The 17,784-nt window shown below is 39.3% G+C and carries 17 protein-coding genes and 2 pseudogenes; 8 read left to right on the forward strand and 11 right to left on the reverse strand.

Annotated features, from left to right (window positions below):
- The first annotated feature begins 28 nt into the window (after window positions 1-28).
- Window positions 29-607, forward strand: coding sequence for a hypothetical protein (locus NOS7524_RS05885; RefSeq protein ID WP_015137565.1), 579 nt, complete (start codon window positions 29-31; stop codon window positions 605-607).
- Window positions 608-814: 207 nt separating this feature from the next.
- Window positions 815-1,654: a hypothetical protein gene (locus NOS7524_RS05890; protein ID WP_015137566.1), complete on the forward strand. Its 840-nt coding sequence runs from the start codon at window positions 815-817 to the stop codon at window positions 1,652-1,654.
- Window positions 1,655-1,932: 278 nt separating this feature from the next.
- On the opposite strand, the gene NOS7524_RS05895 is transcribed toward NOS7524_RS05890, so the two are convergent.
- Together NOS7524_RS05895 and NOS7524_RS05900 are read right to left on the reverse strand one after the other, a co-directional pair.
- Window positions 1,933-3,375 (reverse strand): restriction endonuclease subunit M, encoded by a 1,443-nt coding sequence (locus NOS7524_RS05895; protein WP_015137567.1) that lies wholly within the window; start codon window positions 3,373-3,375, stop codon window positions 1,933-1,935.
- Entirely contained in the window at window positions 3,372-4,034 is a 663-nt protein-coding gene (locus NOS7524_RS05900; RefSeq protein WP_015137568.1) for a type-2 restriction enzyme NspV, read from the reverse strand. The genes NOS7524_RS05895 and NOS7524_RS05900 overlap by 4 nt, the downstream gene beginning before the upstream one ends.
- Before the next feature lie 675 nt (window positions 4,035-4,709).
- Here NOS7524_RS05900 and NOS7524_RS05905 point away from each other — a divergent pair.
- The 3 genes from NOS7524_RS05905 to NOS7524_RS05915 all read left to right on the forward strand — a co-directional run bounded on the left by NOS7524_RS05905 (window position 4,710) and on the right by NOS7524_RS05915 (window position 6,758).
- Window positions 4,710-4,922, forward strand: coding sequence for a hypothetical protein (locus tag NOS7524_RS05905; RefSeq protein ID WP_015137569.1), 213 nt, complete (start codon window positions 4,710-4,712; stop codon window positions 4,920-4,922).
- A 6-nt stretch (window positions 4,923-4,928) separates the two neighbouring features.
- Window positions 4,929-5,345 (forward strand): hypothetical protein, encoded by a 417-nt coding sequence (locus NOS7524_RS05910; protein WP_015137570.1) that lies wholly within the window; start codon window positions 4,929-4,931, stop codon window positions 5,343-5,345.
- A 447-nt stretch (window positions 5,346-5,792) separates the two neighbouring features.
- A complete protein-coding gene (locus tag NOS7524_RS05915) occupies window positions 5,793-6,758 on the forward strand; it encodes a J domain-containing protein (protein WP_015137571.1) in 966 nt (321 codons plus the stop codon).
- Window positions 6,759-7,043: 285 nt separating this feature from the next.
- On the opposite strand, the gene nifD is transcribed toward NOS7524_RS05915, so the two are convergent.
- Both nifD and nifH read right to left on the reverse strand, forming a co-directional pair.
- Entirely contained in the window at window positions 7,044-8,486 is a 1,443-nt protein-coding gene (nifD, locus tag NOS7524_RS05920) for a nitrogenase molybdenum-iron protein alpha chain (protein ID WP_015137572.1), read from the reverse strand.
- 134 nt (window positions 8,487-8,620) lie between these two features.
- A pseudogene (gene nifH / locus NOS7524_RS05925) lies at window positions 8,621-9,082 on the reverse strand (nitrogenase reductase); the annotation flags it as partial.
- A 109-nt stretch (window positions 9,083-9,191) separates the two neighbouring features.
- Here nifH and NOS7524_RS05930 point away from each other — a divergent pair.
- From NOS7524_RS05930 to NOS7524_RS05940, 3 genes are all read left to right on the forward strand, one after another.
- A complete protein-coding gene (locus NOS7524_RS05930; protein ID WP_015137573.1) occupies window positions 9,192-10,619 on the forward strand; it encodes a tyrosine-type recombinase/integrase in 1,428 nt (475 codons plus the stop codon).
- Window positions 10,620-10,684: 65 nt separating this feature from the next.
- On the forward strand, window positions 10,685-10,939 hold the full coding sequence (locus NOS7524_RS05935) for a UPF0175 family protein (protein WP_041555582.1): 255 nt from the start codon (window positions 10,685-10,687) through the stop codon (window positions 10,937-10,939).
- A complete protein-coding gene (locus NOS7524_RS05940; RefSeq protein ID WP_015137575.1) occupies window positions 10,932-11,417 on the forward strand; it encodes a DUF3368 domain-containing protein in 486 nt (161 codons plus the stop codon). Before NOS7524_RS05935 ends, NOS7524_RS05940 begins: the two co-directional genes overlap by 8 nt.
- 87 nt (window positions 11,418-11,504) lie before the next feature.
- Here the strand turns inward: NOS7524_RS05940 and NOS7524_RS05945 are convergent, their stop codons facing one another.
- The 7 genes and pseudogenes from NOS7524_RS05945 to nifS form a co-directional block, all read right to left on the reverse strand.
- A complete protein-coding gene (locus NOS7524_RS05945) occupies window positions 11,505-11,750 on the reverse strand; it encodes a hypothetical protein (protein ID WP_015137576.1) in 246 nt (81 codons plus the stop codon).
- A 196-nt stretch (window positions 11,751-11,946) separates the two neighbouring features.
- Window positions 11,947-12,159: a type II toxin-antitoxin system HicA family toxin gene (locus NOS7524_RS05950; protein WP_015137577.1), complete on the reverse strand. Its 213-nt coding sequence runs from the start codon at window positions 12,157-12,159 to the stop codon at window positions 11,947-11,949.
- Between the two features lie 11 nt (window positions 12,160-12,170).
- Window positions 12,171-12,395: a type II toxin-antitoxin system HicB family antitoxin gene (locus NOS7524_RS05955; protein WP_015137578.1), complete on the reverse strand. Its 225-nt coding sequence runs from the start codon at window positions 12,393-12,395 to the stop codon at window positions 12,171-12,173.
- A gap of 185 nt (window positions 12,396-12,580) precedes the next feature.
- The gene (locus tag NOS7524_RS05965; protein ID WP_015137579.1) at window positions 12,581-14,491 is read right to left on the reverse strand and encodes an AAA family ATPase; all 1,911 of its coding nucleotides are present in this window, start codon (window positions 14,489-14,491) and stop codon (window positions 12,581-12,583) included.
- Between the two features lie 297 nt (window positions 14,492-14,788).
- Window positions 14,789-15,220, reverse strand: a pseudogene (locus tag NOS7524_RS05970) (AAA family ATPase); the annotation flags it as partial.
- 217 nt (window positions 15,221-15,437) lie between these two features.
- Window positions 15,438-16,340, reverse strand: coding sequence for a Fe-S cluster assembly protein NifU (gene nifU, locus NOS7524_RS05975; RefSeq protein WP_015137580.1), 903 nt, complete (start codon window positions 16,338-16,340; stop codon window positions 15,438-15,440).
- 202 nt (window positions 16,341-16,542) lie between these two features.
- A complete protein-coding gene (gene nifS / locus NOS7524_RS05980; RefSeq protein ID WP_015137581.1) occupies window positions 16,543-17,745 on the reverse strand; it encodes a cysteine desulfurase NifS in 1,203 nt (400 codons plus the stop codon).
- Window positions 17,746-17,784 lie beyond the last annotated feature (39 nt).

Here is a 17,784-nt window from a genome sequence, read left to right on the forward strand (position 1 = left end):
GCCAAAACCGCATATTTGCAAAAGAACTATGGCAAAGCGTAAAAAAAACAATCTCCAGTGGATTAAAGAAACGCTTGAACTACAACCTGATCATCGTTGGGAGGCTCCATCAGGCTATCAAATCTTTGTAGCAGATCGGGGCGCTGTTCGCTTCAATGTTCCCCAGAATTGGTTTTTTGAGCCACAAGCAAAATCTTTCAAGTTCCGCGATAGAAAACCACCTCAAGATGATTGCTGCCTAGAAGTATCCTTCAATCGTCTACCCCCCAATGACTGGAGTCTGTTTCCCCTCAAAGCCACCTTGAGAAAAGTGGTAGAAGATGACAGTCGCAACGTCATTGAGAAAGGGGAAATCATTACCGTTAAGCGCCAAACCGCCAGGATTGTGTGGACAGAAATGAAGTTTATCGACACTCAAGAAGAACCACGGGAAGCTTTTTCGCGGATTTGCATAGGTTTGGGTTCAAATGTGCAGTGCTTGATTACATTTGAGTATTGGGCAGATCAAGCAGAACAACTAACACCCGTTTGGGATGAAGTAATACGTAGTCTCACACTAGGGTTATATATCCGTGATCCGAGGACAGGATTGGCTTTTCCTGATTAAACTACAACAAGGCTTTATATCAGTTACACATCCTTACTGAATAAGCTTGTATTATTAGTCACGTAAAAACTAGCGATTTCCCAAAACTTTGTGATAAGAATTTGCTAGAGTTAGTAGTTTAGGTTGCAGGAATTTAAAAGTGCTTGATCTTTCGCATTCCCAAGCAACCAATATCACCTGACTATAATTAATCTTAGTGAGAATTGCATGGCCATTTTACTAACCACACTCTACACACCCTGTAAACCTGAGCGTGCTAAAGAATTTTTAACTTGTCTGGAAAGAAACCTTGCACATCCCTACATTGAGGCTGTGAAAGTTTTTTTGGAAGTAAAAGATCAGGATTCAGGCTATGGTTACTTGGAGGGATTTTCCCACGAAAAATTAGAAATCATTCCTGTACATCATCGTTCTACTTATGCTGAGTTGATTGAAGTCGCCAATAATTGGGGGAGTAATAAAGTAGGCATTATCGTCAATGGTGATATCTACTTCGACGAAAACAGCGCCTTAGAACGCTCCGCAGAGATTACCACAGAAGAATTTTGGACTCTATCTCGATATGAACCAACCAAAGATGGTGGCTGGAAACTGTTTCATATTGCTGTGGCTGGCGCACACGATTGTTGGATTTTTAGAACCCCACTAGCTCCGTTTAAAAATAATTACCAACTTGGTATTCAAGGTTGCGATTTATTCATGGCTCAACGGGCGATTGAAGCGGGCTTTAAAGTCTTAAATCCTTGTCTTACCATCCTTCCCCGACACTTACATCAGGTGGGGGGAGTACGCAATCATAAACTTGATCCGATTCGCAAAACTAATTATTGGCACGATCCAGAATATGCACCCTTGGGTACGCAAACTTATAGCCCAAAACCTTGTTCGCTAGAACGCCGGGCTTATCTCTCAAGCAGTTCACCAATGTATGTAGGTATGAATTTAGTTGGACGTTGGTTATTGCCCATCTATCGCTTTGAGCCTATCAAAAATCAAATCGATACTTTACGAGGACATGGACGTACCCATAAAGCCAAAGCAAAATAGGTGATAGTTTCACAAGAAAAAGTTAGGAGGAGACAGCGCATTGTCGAGGTTTCCTCTGTTCCACTGTTATTTAAATTTACTGATAGTTGTAAATTGACTATATGCCATAATTACTAATTTTTTCACCACCCTAAATCCAGTCTAGGGATTTGAGGCTTGTTTTCAACAGTCGCGATCGCACCCTTCGGTTCACTAATCCCTATTATCGTGATTACTTACCGTGGCTGCTGGGAGCGATACCTGCGGTAAGCTGCGCTAACGCACTCATCGCCATAAAATTAAAGTATGACTTTTGCTAAAACTTCTAAGTCTAAACTATTTAAGATACTAGACTTTATCGGTCGCTTTTCGTCCCAAAAGACTAGAGATGAATAAAAATCTCTTGCTAATGAAGAATTTAAAAGCGCAACGGTTTTAAAGGCGATTTCTTCATCCTCAAAACTGAGAAAGTAAACCGTATCATCAAATATAGTAGGTTTTTCAGATATTTTACCAATCAATCTAAATTCTAATTTCTTGTAAAGTCCACAAATTGCAATTTTCCAAGGAGAAAAACTATATGAGCCAACACCAAAAATAGAAAATCTTGGTTTGTTTTGATAGATTTTACTTTTTCTAGTATCTAATAATTTTTCATGTTTTTCCAAATATTGCCATGTTTTAGGAGCCAAATCTCTTATATTATCAGTAGGTTCACCAATAATTTTTTGAGTAACCAAAATATATCTGTCAGTCGCATTTATTTTATTCTGAGCAACATAAGAACCTTTGATTAAAGGGAAGAGATAAGTTTCTTCTATATCAACAATTTCTCCCAATCCATTTATAAAAGTATCATTAATTTTTTGTAATTCCATTACACTCGCGCAATCATGCTTGATGCCGGAACGCCATTTTATATTTGATTTATTAGTATATAAATTTTTTAACCTTTTTAAAGCAACCAAATCCTTGATTAGAACATTGTTATGATAACCTATACGATAGTATTTAGAAGTTTCAATATTGTCAAATATATCACAAAAATAGTTTTTTGATATTAAATCAAATTTGCATAAAAACAAACAAGCGTCAACATTTACCCTAAAATACTTTCTTGTATCTATTTTATAAGTTGCAGAGTAAGCTAGATTTAATTTCTGAGAATGAATATAGTTTAATATTTTCCTAGAAACAGAAGTTTTACAAAGCATTGCTAGATAACCATTATGCTTTTGCAAGCATTGCACAAGCCGAATTAACATCCATTCTGATATATCAAAATTACTCTTACCAGTGATTGCATCTAATCCATGATAGTTTTGAAAATTGTTCTTGATTGGCAAGTTTTCACCATCAATACTACCTTGTTGTGAATTTGTTACCCAAGGTAAATTACCAATTATTAAAATTTCCTTATTTAATTGCCCTATGATTGATGACCAATCAACCTGAAAGAAATCCCCACATCTAATGTCGAATTTTTCATCATTTAAAAATATCTGTTTCTCTTTAATTTTATCTAAATAATTAGAGTTTATTTCAATTCCAAAAATCTTTTTTGCTCTTGTAAACGAATATGAAGCAGCCTCGATAAAATTTCCCAAGCCACAGGTTGGCTCAACTATAATATCTGGATTTACACCCAGTTGAACTAGCTTTTCGCATACTTTTTCAGCTAATTCTAACGGCGTTTGAAAATCTCCATATTCTAATTTTGTTTTCTCAACATTATGAATCATGGATTATTTCTGTAAACAGTAAGTATGCCATCTTCTTGACCAGCACGTTCTATTACTCTTCCATATTGAAGCCGCCACTGCAAAGCATTAGAAATGGTCAAAAATCCCTGCATAGGTGGATTTCTAAGTATTTCGTCTGCGACGTTACCCGCCTCAATCTCATCGACGGGTAAATTACGATCGCTCATAAAGGCAATTAAATCATCTTTGTTACCTTCATTGGCCAAAATATTACGGATTCCGCGAGTCATCTGGAAATCTGCTGTTCTTTCAGCACTGACGTAAATCGTATGCAAAATGTTTAGGGTTGCTGTGCGATTGGTACTATTGTCTATTTTATCGTAGACGAAAATCAGCAATGAATACCCAAGCCCAAAAATCTTTTGCCGTGCAGATTTGAACGGACATGATGATTGTGGTTGTCTAATGCTTGTTACCTTGACATCTACTAGCAACCCTGGAAAGTCAATACCGCTTGCAGAATTCCCCTGGACAAACTCATAGTGTTCTTTGAGATAAAGTCTAAATTTTTGTTCTATGTATGTTCCGACTGCTTTCCCATCAGTAACACCGTAAAGCAATGGTTCTGGGTGTATGGACTCGGCGGCTGAAAATATAGCTGCTTCTGTGCGAAGAGCTTCTATGGTCAAGATTGTCATGGGTATAGCAAAAATTAGTGTAAAAATTATAAATGCTATGTGCCTTGGAATTAACCACTATAACTATGAGACTTAGCATTTTTGTAGTGCGATCGCTAACCTGAGTCATTAGTGCGATCGCTTACACAATGTCTCTTGTACGTTAGCATATTATTAGGGTGCGTCAGATATCAAGAATCTCCTTATTGACAATCAAATATTTCGAGATTATTTAAAGAAAGTTGATCCTAGTCTTACTAGATAGCCAGCGATCGCATCCTCATCATCTCATTCAACGAATGCGATCGCCCAACCGCCCCCAATTAATCTAAAATAATAACAATCGAAATACTCTTTCGTTTTACAGTTTTGATGTCACCCCAATTTAACCAAAACCCAAAAACAAACAAGTAGGGTACGTCAGCATTAACTGATTTTCACGATGAAATAGTTTACCCAAGCTGAATGAGGATTTAATCAATCTAGGCGATCGCCTACTCTGTGTCTTTTTTGGGCGTAGCTTACCGTAGCGATCGCCTAGCTAATCAAGTTAATTTCACTATGTTTGTTGAGAGCGATCTTCGTGGTGTAATCTAGGCATCGCTAAAATTTAGACAGGCGTATTCATCAGCTTTGAGAAGAATCAAGTTATTATTAATTAAGCTGTAGAGTAATTATTCTTGAGGTAGAGAACTTATGACCCTATCTGAGATACTTCCTGCCGTTAGGCGACTTTCAGCAACAGAAAAACTCAAACTCATTCGGATTCTAGCAGAGGATTTGGACGTAGCTGAGGATATTTTGCCATTAGAACCTTTCAAAACTTACGATTTACCAACTCCATATAATAGCTTTGGAGCAGGTGCAATTTTGATGGATGCACTCAAGCAATCCGATATAGATCATTAATGATGTATGCGATTTAAGTATTCAACTCTTAGCCCAACACAAAACGAGTTTGATAGTTTACCAAGACTACCACTTGTTTTACGGCGAGGCGATAAAAGTATTGAAACAATTGGCTTAGTGGATAGTGGAGCTACCGTTAATGTTTTACCCTACGAGTTAGGTCTTCAGTTAGGATCAACTTGGAATGATCGCCAAGCTATTATTCAGTTAGCAGGAAACCTCAGTAATCAGTCAGCTATACCTTTATCTGCATCTGCTGAAATTGCAGATTTTCCAGCAGTTGAGTTAGTGTTTGCATGGGTGCATAGTCCAAATGTACCGCTAATTCTCGGTCAAACCAACTTTTTTCTTGAGTTCGATGTTTGCTTTTATCGTTCCCAGCTTGAGTTTGAAGTCAAACCAAAATCCTCAACAGCAAGTTAATTAGGCTTTGTTTGGAATGTGATGGCGATCGCCTACAATAGTTGCTTGATGCGATCGCCTATTGAATCAAGGTAATTGCATGATGTTTATTGGGTGCGATCGCTAACTTTAGCCATTGGTGCGATCGCCAGCCCATGAAGCTAACTCAATCATAGTTGTAGAGTGATTTAGGGGAGCTTACTGCCGATATCTCCAACAATGTGCGTTTTGTTCGATTTCATGAAGAATCAAGTTAATTGCACACTAACCTAAATCAGATTGGGTAATCCGTTTATTATGTTCGGTTTACACCCCATTACACCTCATAGCTTTTTTTATTTGAAAATGTAATAATTTTTTAATCTTAAATACTTAATATTACTGAGTATTTGGAGTTGCATCAGTGCTTGTTCTGTGTCCGATAGATTTAAAATTTCCACTGCCAACAACTCATAATGCAGGTAAATTATGGACGGCTTAGAGCAATATTACCAGATTTTAGAGATTTCCACTGATGCCTCGGTTGATGAAATTAAGCAAGCTTACAGGGATTTAGCTCAGATATGGCATCCTGATCGTTATGCCTATAATCCTAAATTACAGCAAAAAGCAGAAGCAAAGTTTAAGAGTATAAATGTTGCGTATGAGAAGCTAATGGAACATTTTGAAGAATGTACTTCAAATGACTTCGCTAATGATGTTCAACCTGACTATCAAGCACATACCAATGATGAATCTTCAAACGAAGATGAAGGTATGTTAACTAAATTTGTGAAAGGCTTGTTTAAGTTGACACTAAAAGATCAGCTAAATCTTGAATCTGATATTAAGCGTTTTTCTTCTGTGTTTTGGTGGAAAGCAGAACGTCTAGCTGCTGTCGGGACACCTGGTGCTATAACTGGAGCTATTGGTGGGCCTGTAGGTCTAGCAGCGATACCACCTGAACTTGTTTTGTGTGAGAGGAATGCAACTATAGGAGCATTCGGCATAGGTCATTTGTTAGGGTGTCATATTGATTATAATCTAGATAGAGAAATAATCCTTGCTATCTGGGCTGGTGAAGGAACTTTAGAAACAAGAGTTCCGGCAGGAAAAGTTGGCATCAAAATTAACAATAAAGCTCCGTCAGCATCAGCATCTCGTGGTTTGATGGGAGCAGTCATTACATCATCTTTAATTAAAGGAAGTGCTAAATTTTTAGCAAAGCTTTCGGCTAAATTAATTTCCAAAGCGGTTGCTAAGATCAGTGCAAAGATTGCTGCAAAAACTGGAGGCGCAGCAATCCCTGTTCTGGGCGGATTTATTTCTGGAGGCACGAACGTATGGTTAGTGGAGGGATTTATGGATGCGGCGGAACAGTTCTATTCTGCTCAAAATATGAGTCAGGCTGTCTACTTAGTTTTGAAGGATAATCAACTTATATCTGATTTATAAGTAGGCAGTAGTAGCAAGTAGGGTGCGTCAGCATTAACTAATTTCCGTTATGAGATAGTCTACCCAAGCTGACGCACCCTACAACTAGCTTGTTATCATATCGATTGGATGCGATCGCCTAACCACCACAAATTAATCTAAAATAATATCAACAAAAATAGTTTTTCATTTTACAATTTTCATATAGCTGAAATCTAACCAAAACCCAAAAACCAGACCCGATAAGAGTTATATTGTCTTAAGCAGCAAAAATATACTGTTCTCAAATAACCCTACAAACTGCATTTAGGCTAAAAATAGACTTATTTTTCTCCCACTACCAAAAAACCTTACCTCATCTGACATTTGCACCCCATCGCTAGGTTCGGAGTAATCCCAAGAGTGCATTTGACGGAAGGGAAGACCCATCTTTTGGAAGACGTACTTCTCTTTAATACCAGAAGCGATTAAATCAGGCTTCTTAGCTTTAACGAACTCTTCAAATTCGTAGGCGGTAACGTCATCATAAATGATGGTGGCGTTATCGATGTAGTGGGTGGTACGTTTGTAGTCGTCGTTGTGAGCGAACTCGTAACCTGTACCAACAACTTTGATACCCAAGTCTTCAAACGCGGGAACAACGTGACGAGGACGTAGACCACCTACGTACAACATTACGGTGTTGCCTTCGAGGCGAGGACGGTACTTCTCAACCACAGCGTTCATGATTGGAGTGTACTTAGCAATTACCTTCTCAGCGTTTTCTTGAATCTTGGAATCAAATTTAGCTGCGATTTCACGTAAAGAAGCAGCAATCTTGGTGGGGCCGAAGAAGTTGAACTCCATCCAAGGCATACCGTAAGCTTCTTCCAAACTACGGCAGATGTAGTTCATAGAACGGTAGCAGTGGATGAGGACTAACTTAGCAGCAGGTCCTTGGATTAACTCGTTGAGTGTACCATCACCAGACCACTGAGCTACTACACGTAAGCCCATTTCTTCCAACAGCATACGGCTAGCCCAAGCATCACCACCGATGTTGTAGTCACCGATTAATGCTACGTCGTATGGGCTTGGCTCGAAGTCAATTTTGTTTTCTTTCTTAGCCTTGTCGAAGTGTGGGAAGATCCAGTCACGGATAGCGTCGTTAGCGATGTGGTGTCCTAAAGACTGAGATACACCACGGAAACCTTCGCAACGTAAGGGGATAACTGGCTTACCGATTTGCTTAGAAGTTTTCTTAGCAACAGCTTCGATGTCATCCCCAATTAGACCAATGGGACATTCAGATTGAATGGAAACACCACGGTTGAGGGGGAACAGAACGTCAAGTTCTTCGATGAGTTTAGTGAGTTTCTTGTCACCACCGAATACGATGTCGCGTTCTTGGAAGTCGGAGGTGAAGTGCATAGTACCAAAAGAGTTGATACCAGTTACACCTACGTAGTAGTTACGACGACCAGACCAAGACCAGTAACCGCAACCTACAGGCCCGTGGCTGATGTGGATCATGTCCTTAATAGGACCCCAAACCACACCTTTAGAACCTGCATAAGCACAACCACGAGCAGTCATTACACCAGGAACGGATTTGATGTTAGACTTAACGCCGCAGTCAGACTTGCCTTCTTCGTGAACGTTGAGGTGTTTTTCGCGTTTTTTGCGAGATTTTTCGGGATAAGCTTTCAGAACTTCTTGGACGAGTTCCTTATTTTCTTCTACAAGATTCTTCTTTTCTGGAGGTGTCATAGTCTGCCTCAGTGACTCTTACGAATGGGGAAAAAGGATATGGAGAGGGGAGAGGGAGAAGTGGGAAGGGAGAGTGGGAAGGGGAATTGCTTCCGCATCTTCCTTTCTCCGTGTCTCCTACATTACGGCATTATCTATTTGGTAGCTTCTGCGGGCTTACCAATGATTTCAGAGTGCTTGGTGTCGTCGTCTAATAGACCGTATTCGATCAACAGAGCTTCTAGTTCATCCATTTCCATTGGTGTAGGAATGGTGAGTTTGTCGTTGTTGATGATCTTCTTAGCCAATGCACGGTACTCTTGACCTTGGTTGCTGTCTGGTGCGTACTCGTTAACGGTCATCCGACGCAATTCAGCGTGTTGAACGATGTTGTCACGAGGTACGAAGTGAATCATTTGGGTGTTCAAACGTTCAGCCAAGTTCATGATTAACTCGTCTTCACGGTCAACTTTACGGCTGTTACAGATCAAACCACCTAAACGTACACCACCGGAGTGAGCATATTTCAAAATACCGCGAGCGATGTTGTTTGCAGCGTACATCGCCATCATTTCACCGGAGGTAACGATGTAAATTTCTTGTGCTTTACCTTCACGGAAAAGAGCAATGATATGCTCTTAATAGCCGAAAATGTTCATTTTTAACAATGTTTGCTGTCATCAATGTCAATGATGGACAGTTTTTTTATTAGGGTAAATCTAGGGTATGAACAGAACACAGGAAGCATTTGCCGATTTTCAACAAACAGCCATCACTGATGGAGGATATTTAGGCAGAATGCAAGCAGTTACAAATCAAGAAAATCACCTGGCGGAAAAACTGGAAATGGAGTTAAAGGCGGTAAATGCTAGACTAAAAGCTGCTAGGGTGAATGTTTCCATCAGAAAATCTGGTAAAGCACTACAACTGAGAACTACCCTACCCATTAAACCAGGGGATGTTGATAAAAACGGTATAGGAACAAAGCAATACGACATTTCTTTGAGTATTCCGTTTAATTTTGATGGGTTAAATACTGCCGAAGAAGAAGCCCATGAGCTAGGAAGACTAATAGCAAGAAAACAATTTCAATGGAATGATAAATATTTAGGCAAAACTCGCAAGAAAACTACAGCAAAAACAATTGGTGATTTGATTGCAGATTTTGAGAACAATTATTTCCAAACTCGAAAACGTACTTTGAGAAGTGAAAATACATTTAATAGTTATCGCTATATTGCTCAAGCACATTTGCCCAAGGATAAACTAGCAAACGATGGCAATTTTATTGAAGCTGTAAACTGTTGTAATTCATCAGATAGTGTCAAAAATGAGTTAATTAAAGTTATTAGGGTGTTGTGTAAGTGTTCTGGTTTGGAAGTTCCAGAATTAAGTAATCTGAAAATAAAACCTGCTGCTCAACGAAAGCGTGATATACCGACTGATGCAGAAATAGAACAGGAATATCTCAAGTTTGAGACTTACGCCCTGAATCGTCCTAGTAAATTATTGACAAGGGAAGATAGGAATAATTGGAAGTTGTGGCGTTGGGTATATGGAATGTTAGCTACTTATGGATTAAGACCTAGAGAAATTTTTCTCAATCCTGATTTAGATTGGTGGTTATCATCAGATAATACGATGAATACTTGGCGTGTGAATGAAGAATGTAAAACAGGGGAAAGGGAAGCATTACCTTTATATCCCCGTTGGGTGGAAAGTTTTAACTTAAAAACTGATACAGAAGCCATTGACTTATTGAAAGCAAAAATCCAAAATAAAGTTTCTAGTCAACAGATTAATTCAGCACGACATGGTACAGACCGATGGTTTAGATTTGTCGGTATTACTTTTCAACCCTATGATTTACGTCACGCTTGGGCTATCAGAGCGCATTTAATGGGAATACCAATTAAAGCTGCTGCTGATAATTTGGGTCATTCTGTGAATATGCACACATCGATTTATCAAAAATGGTTTAGCTTGGAAAATCGCAAGGTTGCTATTGAAGAAGCAATTAAGAAAAAGTCTAAGGTGCAAGAATTACAAGATATGGTGATTGAACTTCAGCAAGAAAATGAGATGTTGAGACTAGAAAATGAAAAATTGAAGTTACAAATAGAAAACAAAGATTTGATTCGTCTAATGAATTAGATACAATGGCTAATAGTGGCTAATAGATGTTAGCCCAGGAAAAATCTGTAAATCCAACTGAATCTATGACCATACAAATTAGTATCGAACTACCAAATGATGTATTTTCTGCACTCCGTAGTAATCCAGAAACTTTTGTAAAGGAAATGCGTTTAGCGGCAGCTGTCAAATGGTATGAGGTTGGTACGATTTCTCAATCTAAAGCTGCTGAAATTGCTGGAGTGAGTCGCCATCAGTTTCTAGAAGCATTGCATCGCTATAATGTTTCACCTTTTCAAGTAACTCCCGAAGAATTAGCTGAGGAGTTGGAGCGTGACTAGACGATGGGTGGTAAATGCTTCTCCATTAATTGTGCTGAATAAAATTAATCAGATTCATCTGCTGTTTGATCTCTGCGATGAAGTTGTTATTCCTAGTGGTGTGGTTCGGGAAATCTGCGTTGCACCAGATGATGATCCTGCCAAACTCTGGATTTTGAATGAAGGATCTAGCTATATTCAGGATGTCGTACAGATTGATCCAGTAATTGCCGCATGGGGTCTGGGTTTAGGAGAAAGTCACGTTCTCACCTGGATATACAACAATCCTGGCTATGAAGCAATTTTAGACGATCGCGCCGCTAAAACAGCCGCTATGGCTTTAGATATTCCTGTGCGGGGAACTTTGGGTGTAATTCTACTAGCGAAACGGGAAGGAAAGCTAGAAGCCGCTAGACCAATTTTTGCACAGTTGATTCAGGTTGGTTTCAGAGTCAGCACAGAAGTTGCAGAGTCAGCACTGAGGTTGGTTGGTGAGTAGGGCGATGTGCTACGCCTCGCCTTCTTGCGATCGCGTGGCTTGTTGCAGAAATGCTCTATCATTTAATTCTTGGGCGCAGCTAGAAGGCTAAGTCTGCACGGTAAGCATATCAGATAATGTTTGGGCGGCTTCATGGGCATCATAGGGAGACCAGACAACAGCTTCCGTCGATGCTAGTTGCTCTAATAGCAGGTTTTCCGGTTCGTGAACATCAGTTGATTCGAGATTACATCCTTCTTCTTTTGCTACCTCTAACAAGAGAAAATGGATGAGGCGTAGTTTGTCTTGGTGGGATAGCTGGCTGACAGCAGGTATTAAGTGATTGAGAGACATATTGCCACTGATGAAAAATTGGGCGTTGCTGAATGAGATATGAATTTATCTCACGCATTCGCCGCTAGGCGTTCCGCTTGCGGTAGGCGCAAAGGCGCGAAGGTACAAAGGAAAAGAAAGGTATTTCTGGCATTTCATATTCTGATTCAGCAACGCCCCTTTTTTGATATTTTACATTGCTCATATGCTCAAATTCTTATAAATCCTCTGGTTTTAATCCTGTTTTTTTAGCGATACGAGCGAGCATTTTTGAGCCAATTTCATCACTATCCCGAAACGCAAATACATAGTCATCCCAACCTTCTCTTTCTAAGATTTTATGCGACCCTGTTTGTCTTTTAACGATCCATCCAATTTTTTCTAGTGCAGCTAACACTTGTCTGGCTTTTGTCGATGACCACTGACTCATATCACCATCCTTTATGCTGCAATAAAGGTGAGACTGGTTAAACCTAAGCTAATCTCCCCGTGTTCTAGTTTGTCAGCAATCACTCGCAGAGCTAAAGCCTGCACATTAGATATGGCTTGTTGTTGAGTCGCAGCATAAACCATTACACCTGGTATTTCTATAATCTCTGCAATCCAACGACCGTCATCTTCTTGTTCAACTTCAATAGTCAAGTGAGTAGATATCGGACTTTGCATTATATCAACTCCGTTTTTTTATTCATAACAATGTTCATACTCAGATGAATGCTAAACCATTCTAGCTTTGCGATCGCCTTCCCCAAACCAAGCATTAGAAGTGCAGTACACATAGATTTTTGAATATATTCTTTTACTTTAGAATATAACAATTTTATATCGGCTCGTACACAAAACATGAAATACTATATCCAACTTTTTACTTCATTTATCCAATCTGGGACTTTATACGTATTGCCTATTTTCTCAGTATATCTTACTGCAAAAATATATTTATTTTTACCTATATTAAAAAACTTCTCAATATTTTCTGCTTGGGTTTTTGTTATATCCAGTGCAAAATAAACACTCTCTTCAGACACATCATTTTTTTCTTCTAAGAAGCCGAGTAACTCAGGAAATTCTTCCTTAAAAGAAATTAAAGTATCATAGAATTGCTTACCGTTAAGTACATCTTCAATTTCTGTCTTCGGAGCAGTAGGATTTGAACTAATTTTAATTAATTTTGTAACTCTTTCTTGCTCTGAATTGATTATGCGTTTACAAATTAAATTCGTATATTCTTTTGTATCGTAATTAACTAAATCTCTATCAGTGTCAGATAAAAGAATTATTTTCCCTTTAATTTCATCTTTAAACTCTTCATATGAAACCAGTAGGTGATTATATAGTTTTTTAATTTCAGAAGCGCCACCTACAGGAATTATTCTGAGTTTCTTCTTCTCTACGATGTCCTCAAAATATTTACTGAAATAAATTTTCTCTGAAGAACCTTCACAAATTATCCAATTATAAGGCTCATCATTCATTGAACTTGTTATAACTGATTGCACAAAATCATTAATACTTTTTAGCCTAATATCATAAGGTAAATTCCCTCTTGAAGCGTTCTTAAGTTGTCTAATTTGCTCACGATAATTCGTTAAATTAATTAAATCAATCTTATTTTCACCATCTTTCTTAGAAATGATCGCAATACTACCTTTCTCTATAGTTGGAAAGAAACCATACCAATGAGATGCAAATATCAACTGCCTGCATACATGACTAATTTCAAATAGTGAATTAAATTGATCAAAGCAGGCTGACATATGAAGAGAAGATTCTGGTTCGTCTACTGCGATAATTAAATTTTTCCCTCCTTCCCTACGATACCTAAGTAGACTGTAAGCTACATCTATAATTGCTTTCTGTTTTTCTCCAGAACTGAGAGCGCCTATTTCTAACCATTGATCACCCTGCTTTTTACTAAGCTTTCTAACATTAAAGAATGCTTCAATAATCAAATTATAAATATCATTTTTTTTAAGATTTCTTTGTCTAGTTGTTGGTGTTCTGTAAGAATAAGATTTTAATTCTCCAGATAGTATTGATAAAAAATCATTTAATTTTCCATTAATAGCACTTATTTGCTCCGATGTAACTATTTTTTCTAATGATTCAGATAATGTTTCTCCCATGAGAACCTGAATTTCTTTTGTTTCTAATCTAGTAAATAGCTCTGTATCAATTTCTTTTGGTATATAAATATATTCTATTCTGCTTTTAATTTCTATAACGAAGTTATTCAAAATATTTAACTGATCTTCATTGAAATCTTTATCAAATTCATTCTGAAATAATGCCTCACCAACTTTTTTGCAGTTAAAAATACTTAAACTAGGTTTTCCATTATAATCTACGCCTATAGGTAAAATATAATATTTCTCTATATTTTTATTTTGTTTAATCTTAGAAATTTGTGCAGAAAAGGTCTTAAAATGGACTGCATTGACCGGGGCAATATCTTCTTGTTTAATATTCAAAACCGTATCATTTAACGCTTCAGCTTTTGATATTAAATTGTCTGGTAATAAATCTTTTTCGATAAAAAATACTGGTACAATGTGAGCTATCACACCGCTTCCACTCTTTTTAGTAGCTATATTTAGGTTCCATGCTCGACCATTAAAGAAACAGTCAAAAGCCTCCAGTATTGAACTTTTCCCTACTCCGTTATTACCTACTAAGCCACAAAAATTCTCATCATCAGTGAGAGGAATATAATTGATTGCTTGGTATGTTTTAATATATCGTAGAAATACGCCTATGATCATTTATTTATAAACGTATGTAATTTAATATACAATTAGTTTGGCTTTTTATGATTTTATCATATAAAAAGCAAACAGTAGAGATGATATTAATAAATTATTATACATAAGATCCATAACCTATTTCTAAAAAACAATGTATACATCTTTACAATAGGGATAAAATAGGGTAAATAAAGGAATATGGACAAAACAAATTATTAATTTCTCTATTTTTTCCCAGGGAAAAATTAGGGTGATATAAAATCAAAACTCCAAATCAATTACATAATCAAAAACTTTAGCAAACACAGCTTAATCTTCACGGATAGGCATAGCGAAACCACCGCACACAACGTCACCCAATACGTCGTAGGATACGAAGTCTAGGTCTTGGTAAGCACCGTTTTCTTCTAGGAAGTTAATAGCGGTGATGATACCACGACCAGCGCAACCTACACCGGGTTCTGGACCACCAGATTCTACGCACTTAACACCACGGAAACCGGTCAACATTACTTCGTGGAGTTCTAAGTCTTCTACTGCACCACGTTCAGCAGCCAAGTGTAATACGGTGGTTTGAGCTTTGGAGTGGAGCATCAAACGGGTGGAGTCAGCTTTAGGGTCGCAACCTACAATCATGATGCGCTGACCCATTTCTGCCATAGCTGCTAGGGTGTTTTGGGAGGTGGTAGATTTACCGATACCGCCTTTACCGTAGAAAGCTATCTGTCTAATGTTTTCGTCAGTCATGGTTCTCTTTTCCTGCTAGTAGTTGGTTAGTTGGTTGGTGGGTCTTTGCGTTTTGTTTGTCGGCTGCTCACGCCTATTGAAGCTCGGCGGTGAGCTTAGTGTAGAACGTCACCGAAAGGAGGCGATCGCTCTACAGAAAACACACTAGAATTTGTACTCATGATGGTTCGTTATGTAGTTGTAAAAGTTCTTTTGACAGTTAACAGTCAACTGTTAACTAGACTGCTTCGACTACTAGGCTGGGGTTGATGCGATCGCGTAGTCTCGATTCAATCGCTATCTTTAAGGTAGCTGTAGAGCTAGAACAAGAGCCACACGCGCCTTGCAGCACTACTTTAACAATATCGCCGTCTACATCGTAGAGTTCTACATCTCCGCCGTCGGCGATCAATACGGGTCTAACTTCTTCGTCTAATACTTTTTGGATGAGGGCAATCTTTTGAACGTTAGTTAATGGTCGTTTCTGCCCAGAATTAGCAATTTCTTTAGTGGGGTTTACGCCATTTGTGTTGAGATTCGTTACGGCGTTCTTTTCCTTTACATCTTTAATGATATCATCAATCTTAGCTAAACAGGAACCGCAACCGCCACCAGCTTTGATGTAATTTGTTACCTGTTCCGCATTAGTAAGGTGATTTTCGATAACTACACGCCGAACCTTATTTTCGCTGATACCAAAGCAAGTGCAAACTAATGCCCCTTCATCATCGTCATCATGGGCAGCTAGAGGAATGCCACGATAGTTATAGATAGCAGCTTCGAGAGCTTCCTGCCCCATCACAGAGCAGTGCATTTTAGCTTCTGGCAAGCCACCGAGGTAATTAGCAATGTCTTTATTAGAAACTTTCAGGGCTTCATCCAAGGTCAGACCCTTAATCATTTCTGTCAAGGCGCTCGAAGAAGCGATCGCACTGGTGCAGCCAAAGGTTTGGAAGCGAGCATCCAAAATCTTATCAGATTCAACTTCAACTTTGATGTGCAATCTCAGCGCATCACCGCAAGCAATACTACCTACTTCTCCCGTGGCAACCTTCACGCCAGGTTCGCTGTTTTCTTCGATAACCCCCTGATTCTTGGGATCGTAAAACAGTTCTAATACTTTATCTGTGTAGTCCCACATATTTAGTTCCGAGTGCTGAGTGATGAGTGGAGAGAGGTGACAGGTGACAGGTGACAGGTGAGCCACTGCGGTGGACGGGTTCCCCGGCATATAGCAAGTGGCGAACCCCTTTAGGGGTGACAGAGAATTATCTGTTTCCTGCAACCTATAAGCAAGGCGATAAGTGATATCAAATCGTCTGTAACCTGTAACCTGTAACCTATTACCTATGAGCCAATGTTTGTTCTTGGGATTGCAACCAACCCGCTTCATCATTTTTGAAGGGGGAGAGGGCGCGGAGGCGTTCAACAATTTCGGGCATAACCTCGATTACTTTGTCGATTTCGGCTTCTGTGGTGTAGCGACAAAGACTGAAGCGAATCGAACCGTGTAAGGTGGTGTATGGTAAACCCATTGCCCGGAGGACGTGGGATGGTTCCAATGAGCCAGAGGTACAGGCGGAACCGGAGGAGGCACAGATACCGTATTTATTTAACAACAGCAGGATGGCTTCACCTTCGATGTATTTGAAACCGATGTTGGTGGTGTTGGGCAATCTCTGCGTAATATCACCGTTAACTTCGCACTCAGGAATTTTAGCAAGTAAGGTTTGTTCTAGGCGATCGCGCAGCCGTTTTTCTCTCGTAGTCGCTTCTTCTAGGTGCAGCATTTCCAATTCTGCGGCTTTACCTAAACCGACAATTCCCGGTACATTCTCTGTACCTGCACGCCGTCCCCGTTCTTGGTGTCCTCCAATCATTAGGGGACGGAATCTCACACCACGGCGCACATACAATACACCAATCCCTTTGGGTGCGTGGATTTTGTGACCAGACATCGTTAACATATCTACAGTGCTGGTCTTCATATTCAGAGGTATCTTACCTACTGCTTGCACCGCGTCTACATGGAAGATTGCGCCTTTTTCCTTCACCCGCATCCCAATTTGCTCAATGGGGAAAACAGTCCCGGTTTCGTTGTTGGCATACATAATCGTCACCAGGGCGGTGTTACCTGTCAACGAGGCTTCTAGTTCATCTAGATCCAATTGCCCCTGACGATTCACCGAAAGATAGGTAACACTATAACCTTGGGTTTCTAACTGTTTGCAGACATTTAAGACTGCGGGGTGTTCTACCTGGGTAGTGATGATGTGGCGTTTTTCTGGTTGAGCTAACAAGGCGGCGCGAATGGCGGCATTATCACCTTCAGTACCACAACTTGTAAACACAATTTCTGATTCATCCGCACCCAATAGGGCTGCAACTTGTTCTCTCGCTGTTCTCACTGCCTTGGCCAGTTGCCCGCCAAAGGTGTGCATACTAGATGGATTACCGTAATATTCGGTCAGGTAGGGCATGATCGCCTCTACAACTTCTGGATCTACCTTAGTGGTAGCATTATTATCCAAATAAATAACACTCATCTTTATACCCCTAAGATTTCACCCTGACGCTTTTGTAAT

Origin of the sequence: Nostoc sp. PCC 7524, assembly GCF_000316645.1 — a bacterium.
GTDB lineage: Bacteria > Cyanobacteriota > Cyanobacteriia > Cyanobacteriales > Nostocaceae > Trichormus.

Bases quoted from the DNA above. Each gene is read 5' to 3' on its own strand.
- NOS7524_RS05955 (WP_015137578.1), bottom strand. From the start codon at position 12,395: ATGCAAAGTCCGATATCTACTCACTTGACTATTGAAGTTGAACAAGAA.
- NOS7524_RS05935 (WP_041555582.1), top strand. From the start codon at position 10,685: ATGACCATACAAATTAGTATCGAACTACCAAATGATGTATTTTCTGCA.
- NOS7524_RS05885 (WP_015137565.1), top strand. From the start codon at position 29: ATGGCAAAGCGTAAAAAAAACAATCTCCAGTGGATTAAAGAAACGCTT.
- NOS7524_RS05890 (WP_015137566.1), top strand. From the start codon at position 815: ATGGCCATTTTACTAACCACACTCTACACACCCTGTAAACCTGAGCGT.
- nifS (WP_015137581.1), bottom strand. From the start codon at position 17,745: ATGAGTGTTATTTATTTGGATAATAATGCTACCACTAAGGTAGATCCA.
- NOS7524_RS05910 (WP_015137570.1), top strand. From the start codon at position 4,929: ATGCGATTTAAGTATTCAACTCTTAGCCCAACACAAAACGAGTTTGAT.
- NOS7524_RS05900 (WP_015137568.1), bottom strand. From the start codon at position 4,034: ATGACAATCTTGACCATAGAAGCTCTTCGCACAGAAGCAGCTATATTT.
- NOS7524_RS05945 (WP_015137576.1), bottom strand. From the start codon at position 11,750: ATGTCTCTCAATCACTTAATACCTGCTGTCAGCCAGCTATCCCACCAA.
- nifD (WP_015137572.1), bottom strand. From the start codon at position 8,486: ATGACACCTCCAGAAAAGAAGAATCTTGTAGAAGAAAATAAGGAACTC.
- NOS7524_RS05895 (WP_015137567.1), bottom strand. From the start codon at position 3,375: ATGATTCATAATGTTGAGAAAACAAAATTAGAATATGGAGATTTTCAA.
- NOS7524_RS05915 (WP_015137571.1), top strand. From the start codon at position 5,793: ATGGACGGCTTAGAGCAATATTACCAGATTTTAGAGATTTCCACTGAT.
- NOS7524_RS05905 (WP_015137569.1), top strand. From the start codon at position 4,710: ATGACCCTATCTGAGATACTTCCTGCCGTTAGGCGACTTTCAGCAACA.
- NOS7524_RS05965 (WP_015137579.1), bottom strand. From the start codon at position 14,491: ATGATCATAGGCGTATTTCTACGATATATTAAAACATACCAAGCAATC.
- nifU (WP_015137580.1), bottom strand. From the start codon at position 16,340: ATGTGGGACTACACAGATAAAGTATTAGAACTGTTTTACGATCCCAAG.
- NOS7524_RS05930 (WP_015137573.1), top strand. From the start codon at position 9,192: ATGAACAGAACACAGGAAGCATTTGCCGATTTTCAACAAACAGCCATC.
- NOS7524_RS05950 (WP_015137577.1), bottom strand. From the start codon at position 12,159: ATGAGTCAGTGGTCATCGACAAAAGCCAGACAAGTGTTAGCTGCACTA.